At 50.2% G+C, this 259-nt stretch carries 1 pseudogene; it reads left to right on the forward strand.

The window, feature by feature from the left end:
- Positions 1 to 14: 14 nt before the first annotated feature.
- Positions 15 to 259, forward strand: a pseudogene (locus SB765_RS31105) (glycosyltransferase WbuB); the annotation flags it as partial.

Consider the following 259-nt stretch of genomic DNA (forward strand, 5'->3'; position numbering starts at 1 on the left):
TCGATGAGCTGTGCATGAAAGATTCTCCGGCTCAACTTGTACCGCCGCAGGAATCAAGCCAACGTCGATTAAAGGTCGTCTATGCCGGAAATATTGGAGCAGGTCAAGGCCTTCATCGGATAATACCTGAGCTAGCTCAACGCCTCGGAGACAGTGTTGAGTTTCACCTCATAGGCGCAGGTAGCGCGCTTTCAACGTTGATGCGCACACTGGAAGACGCTGGCGTTAGCAATGTAAGAATATCTACGCCTATGAAAAG

Source organism: Pseudomonas sp. SIMBA_067 (assembly GCF_046534675.1).
In the GTDB taxonomy this organism is placed as follows: Bacteria; Pseudomonadota; Gammaproteobacteria; order Pseudomonadales; family Pseudomonadaceae; genus Aquipseudomonas; species Aquipseudomonas putida.